3 protein-coding genes and 1 pseudogene are annotated in these 5,438 nt (G+C 70.8%); 3 read left to right on the top strand and 1 reads right to left on the bottom strand.

Going from position 1 to position 5,438, the window contains the following annotated elements; genetic code table 11:
- Together ACT6Y9_RS08400 and ACT6Y9_RS08395 are read left to right on the top strand one after the other, a co-directional pair.
- Positions 1 to 1,002 (top strand): annotated as a pseudogene (locus ACT6Y9_RS08400) (excinuclease ABC subunit UvrA); the annotation flags it as partial.
- Complete coding sequence (locus tag ACT6Y9_RS08395; RefSeq protein WP_443744206.1) at positions 999 to 1,958, top strand: SDR family oxidoreductase; 960 nt, start codon at positions 999 to 1,001, stop codon at positions 1,956 to 1,958. The pseudogene ACT6Y9_RS08400 and the gene ACT6Y9_RS08395, both read left to right, overlap by 4 nt.
- Here ACT6Y9_RS08395 and galE read toward each other — a convergent pair.
- Positions 1,949 to 2,977: a UDP-glucose 4-epimerase GalE gene (galE, locus tag ACT6Y9_RS08390; protein WP_443744205.1), complete on the bottom strand. Its 1,029-nt coding sequence runs from the start codon at positions 2,975 to 2,977 to the stop codon at positions 1,949 to 1,951. The two genes, ACT6Y9_RS08395 and galE, sit on opposite strands and share 10 nt — an antisense overlap.
- Before the next feature lie 148 nt (positions 2,978 to 3,125).
- Between galE and ACT6Y9_RS08385 the strand changes: the two genes are divergently transcribed.
- The gene (locus ACT6Y9_RS08385) at positions 3,126 to 5,387 is read left to right on the top strand and encodes a patatin-like phospholipase family protein (protein ID WP_443744204.1); all 2,262 of its coding nucleotides are present in this window, start codon (positions 3,126 to 3,128) and stop codon (positions 5,385 to 5,387) included.
- Positions 5,388 to 5,438: the final 51 nt, after the last annotated feature.

The following is a 5,438-nucleotide window of genomic DNA, read 5'->3' as shown; positions in this document are numbered from 1 at the left end:
CTCCGCGGCGCCTGCGGGCGCACGCTGAAGGACGTGGACTTCGCGGTGCCCGTCGGGGCGCTCACGGTGGTGACGGGCGTTTCGGGGTCGGGGAAGTCCACGCTGGTGGTCGACACGCTTCTTCCCGCGCTCGCGCGCCGGCTCAACCGCGCCGAGGCGCGGGCGCTCCCCCACCGGGCGCTCGAGGGGCTCGAGCACTTCGAGCGCGTCGTTGCCGTGGACCAGAGTCCCATCGGGCGCACGCCGCGCTCGAACGCGGCGACCTACACGGGGCTCTTCACGCTCATCCGCGAGGTGTTCGCGCAGACGCTGACGGCGCGTGAGCGCGGTTACGACGCGGCGCGCTTCAGCTTCAACGCCCGGGGCGGGCGGTGCGAGGCGTGCGGCGGCGACGGCGTGGTGCGCCTTGAGATGCAGTTCCTCCCCGACGTCTTCGTCACCTGCGAGGTCTGCGGCGGGCGGCGCTACAACCGCGAGACGCTCGAATGCCGCTGGAAGGGGCTTTCGATCGCGGACGTCCTCGACCTCTCCGCCGAGGCCGCGCGCGAAGTCTTCGCCGCGCAGCCGATGATTCTGAGGCGCCTCGACGCCCTCTGTGACGTCGGCCTCGGGTATCTGCGGCTCGGCCAGAGCGCCGCGACCTTCTCCGGGGGCGAGGCGCAGCGCGTGAAGCTCGCCGCCGAGCTCGCCAAGCGCGGCGATGGGCGCACGATCTACATCCTCGACGAGCCGACGACGGGGCTCCATTTCGACGACGAGGCGAAGCTCCTCGCGGCCCTGAGGCGCCTCACCGCCCTCGGCAACACCGTGCTCGTGATTGAGCACGATCCGGGGGCGGCCGCGGCAGCCGACTGGGTGGTGGACATGGGACCAGGCGGGGGCGACGCGGGTGGACGGATCGTCGCCGAGGGCGCGCCCGCCGCAGTCGCGCGCGCGCCGCAGAGCGTCACGGGGCCCTTCATCGCCCGGGAGCTCGAGCACTTCGGCGGGAGTCGGTCATGACGGACGTGCTGATTCTGGGCGGCGGAGGCCGCCTCGGACGGGTGCTCGCCGCGATGCTGCGCGAGGCGGGGGCCGGCCGGGTGGAGGCTCCGGGAAGAGGCGAGGTGGATGCCGCCGATCCGGCCGCGCTTGCCGCCGCCGGCGCGCGTTTTGAAGCGGGACGCCCCGACTGGGTGGTCTGCGCCGCCGCCTGGTCGGACGTCGCAGGGGCCGAGCGGAACCTCAGGGCGGCGCGCCGCGGGAACGTGGAAGCTCCGGCCTGCGCCGCACGGGCGGCCGCACGCTGGGGGGCGGCGTTCCTGCACTACTCGACCGACTACGTCTTCTCGGGCGGCGGCCGGCGCGTGCTCCATTCCGGTGACCGTGCCGAGCCCCAGGGCGCCTACGGACGCACAAAGCGCGAGGGCGAGCGCGCCGTGATGCGCGAAGCGCGGCGGGCCGGGTCGCGCGCCCTCGTCGTGCGCGCCGGGTGGCTCTTTTCCGAGGCGACGGGGGAAGGGTTTCCCGCGCGCGTGCTCGAGCAGGCCCTCGCGGGCCGCGGGATCCGCATGCGCACCAACCAGTACGGGCGGCCGACCTCCTACGAGGCGCTCGCGCGCTGGTCGGCGGCGATGATCCTCGGGGACGGCGCGCAGAGGCTTCTTCCCGGAGCGCCGCAGGTCCTGCACTTCGCGCCCGAAGGCCCCTTCACGTCGCGCTTCGCGCTTGCGCGCCGCGTGCTCGCGCGTGCCGCGCAGACGGCGCCCGCCGGCGCCCGGGCGGGCCTTCTCGAAGCGCTCCGCACCATGACGGGCATGCGGATTCACGCGCCGAGCCAGCCCGAAAACTGCCGGCTCGCGTGTGAACAAGTTGCCTTCAGCGCCGCAAGTGCATGTTCCTCATGGGAGAAGTCTGTGGACAATTCCGTGGACAACTTTCTGCGGCGCCGTTTTGCAATTGGGGGAAGTCAGGATTGAGTCTGAGCGGCCGCTTCGGCGGCCCGCATGGACTCGAAGCGCCAGGCGTCTCGGCACATGTCCTCGATCGTGAGCTTCGCCTCCCAGCCGAAGAGCCCGCGGGCGAGCGCCGGGTCGCACCAGTTGGCGGCGATGTCGCCCGTACGGCGCGGCGCGAACTTCACCGGAACCCTGCGGCCGGAGGCCTTCTCGAAGGCCGCGACCACCTCGAGCACGCTGTAGCCGCGCCCGCAGCCGAGGTTGACCGCCCGCCAGCCCGTGTGGCTCATCGCGTAGGGCAGCGCCGCGGCGTGGCCGCGCGCGAGGTCCATCACGTGGATGTAGTCGCGCACGCCCGTGCCGTCGGGCGTGTCGTAGTCGTTGCCGTAGACGTTGAGGAACGGCAGCCGCCCGTTGGCGACCCGCGAGACGTAGGGCAGCAGGTTGTTCGGAATGCCGTTCGGGTCGTCGCCGATCAGGCCCGACGGGTGCGCCCCGATCGGATTGAAGTAGCGCAGGCACACGGCGCTCCACTCCGGATCGGCGCGGCAGAGGTCGGCGAGCATCTCCTCGATCATGATCTTCGTGCGCCCGTAGGGGTTCGTCGCTTCGCCCGTCGGGTCGGTCTCCTGCAGGGGTAGGTGCGCGGGGGGGCCGTAGACCGTCGAGGAGGAGCTGAAGATGAGGCGCTTCACGCCGCTCGCGCGCATCGCCTCGAGGAGCCGCAGCGTTCCCGTGAGGTTGTTGTCGAAGTATTCAAGGGGCTTCACGACGGATTCGCCCACGGCCTTGAGGCCGGCGAAGTGGATGACCGCGTCCACGGCCTCTTCGCGGAGCACCTTCTCAAGGAGCGCGCCGTCACGGATGTCACCCTCGATGAACTGCGGAGCTCGGCCGGTGATGCGTTCGATGCGGCTGGCGACGGACCGGTCGGCGTTCGAGAGGTTGTCGAAGAGCACCGGCTCGTGGCCGGCCTCCTGCAGAACGACGGCGGTGTGCGAGCCGATGAAGCCCATGCCGCCCGTGAGAAGTACGCGCATAAGAGATTCCCGATTGAGTATGCTCGGAGCGGATGCGGCTGAGCAGCCGCCCCGCGTCCGCTGAGGATGCGTCATTTTCACCCGCCGGCCGCTCCGCCCGCAAACGTCCGCGCCCGTGCGGCTTCTTCATTATCTGGAGGCGTCGTTGATGTCCTGCGTCCGACCCATGTTGCGCTTCGCGCCCGTCCTTGCGGCGCTCGCCGCCGTTGCGCTCGCCGCCCCCGCCGCGGCGAAGACGCCCGAGGAGGTGCGGGCGGCCTGCCGCGCCGAACACCGGCCCTGCGTCGGACTCGTGCTCTCCGGGGGCGGCGCGCGCGGGTTCGCCCACGTCGGCGTCATACGCGTGCTCGAGGAGCTCGGCGTCAAGGTGGACGTCGTCGCGGGCACTTCCATGGGCTCGATGGTGGGCGGCGCCTATGCGGCGGGCTTCACGCTCGAGGAGCTCGAGCGCACGGTGCTCGAGGTGGACTGGGATCAGATGCTTTCGCCCCATCCGGAGCGCCGCCTCGTCTCCTGGCGCAAGAAGGAGGACGACTACAAAAGCCTCCCTGCGAGCGGCGTCGAGATTTCGCGCAACGGCACGCCGATGCTGCCCACCGCCTTCGTGCCCTCCGAGGAGCTCGAACTCTTCCTCGCGCGAAAGACCGCGCCCGTCGAGATGGTCCGCGACCTCTCGATGCTCCCCGTGCCCTTCGCCGCGCCCGCGACGGACCTCGTCACGGGCAGGCGCGTCGTCATGCAGAAGGGTTGCTCGCTGCGCGAGGCGATGCGCGCTTCGATGTCCGTGCCGGGCGCCTTTTCGCCCGCGAAGTGGCGGGGCGACCTCCTGGTGGACGGCGGCCTCGTCGACAACCTTCCCGTCGAACTTGCCCACGAAATGGGCGCCGACGTAGTGATTGCCGTCAACGTCGGCACGCCGCTCTCGGGCCGCGACAAGCTGGACAACGTCGTGGGCGTGATGGCGCAGATGGTGAACCTCCTCACGGAGCAGAACGTGCAGCGCTCGATCGCGGCGCTCCATGAGGACGATCTTCTGATCACGCCCGATCTGAAGGACTTCAGTTCCGCGGACCTGAAGAAGAGCCGCGAGATCATCGCGCTGGGCGAGGCGGCCGCGCGCAGTGCGGCCGCGCGGCTCGCGCGCCTCGCGCGGCCGCAGGGCGAATGGGCGGCCTGGAATGAAGCGAGGACGCAGGCCGGCGCGCACGATGCGCCGCACCGCACGCGCATCGCGGACGTGCGCGTCGAGCAGCGCCCGGGCGATCGGGTGCCGGCCGAACGCATTCTTGAGGGTGCTGCGGTGCGCCCGGGGAGCTGGAGATCCCGGCGGGAGCTCGACGCCGCCGCGCGCAGCGTCTTCGCGGAGGGGTACTTCGAGAGCGTCACCTATCGACTCGATCCGGGGCCCGAGGGCATGTCGTCCGTCGTCTTCGAGCCGCGCGAGAAGGACTCCAACTGGTCGAGCGTGCGCTTCGGCGGGTCGCTCGAGACGGACTTCAACAGCGTCTCCACCTTCAACGTGCTCTTCGCGCACACCTGGCACCTGATGAACGCCTGGGGGGCGGAGTGGCGCAACGAGGTCCAGGTGGGCGAGTCGCAGCGCTTCCTCACGGAGTTCTATCAGCCGCTCGGGCGCACGATGCCGTTCTTCGTCGAGCCGAGCATCTCCTACTCGCGCGAGAACTACGACGCGTATGTCGGAAAGGTCGCCGCGGCGCGGTGGCGCAATTCGATCTTCGAGGCGAAGGTGCTCTTCGGCTGGGAGTTCGCGCGCCTGGGCTACGCGGGCGTCTCGGCGGGGTATCTCGCCTCGAGCACGCGTCAGCAGATCGGCCTCGAGGAGCCGCCCTGGCGCGACAAGGAGGCGCCCTACGGGGGGGCGGAGCTCTTCCTAGACACGTTGGACAGCGTGAGCTTCCCGACGAAGGGATGGCGCTTCTCGGCGAAGGGGAAGTTCACGAACATGGAGTCGGACGTCGAGGGCGACTCCTACGTGCTCGAACTCAACGCGCTCGTGCCCTGGAGCGTCGGGCGCTGGACGGCTCTGGCCGAAGCGGAGCTGCAGCACGCCACCATCACGGGGATGTTCAAACTCGGAGGCGCAAGCCGCATGGTGGGCGCTCCCTATGGCCGCTGGGCGGGTTCGCGCCTTGAGTACGGCCGCGTGCAGCTCTCGCGGAACATCTCCGACTGGATGCCCGTGGAGGCGCCCGTCTGGGCGGGCGTGCAGGGCGAGCTCGGGCGCGCCTGGAACGACGTGGAGGCGGGCGACGGCGCGGACCGCGCCTGGCACAAGTCCCTGTCGTTCTACGTGGGTGTCGACAGCCTGATCGGCCCGATCATCTTCACCGTCGGGCGCACCGCGGGCGAGGGAACGGGCGTCTACTTCCGCTGGGGCTACCGGCAGTAGCGGGGGCGGGACGCAGAAACGAAGACGGCGCCCCGGGCCAGAGGCCGGAGG

It is taken from the genome of Sutterella sp., assembly GCF_052272535.1.
Lineage (GTDB): Bacteria > Pseudomonadota > Gammaproteobacteria > Burkholderiales > Burkholderiaceae_F > Sutterella.
This window is presented reverse-complemented; position numbering and strand designations above follow the sequence as displayed.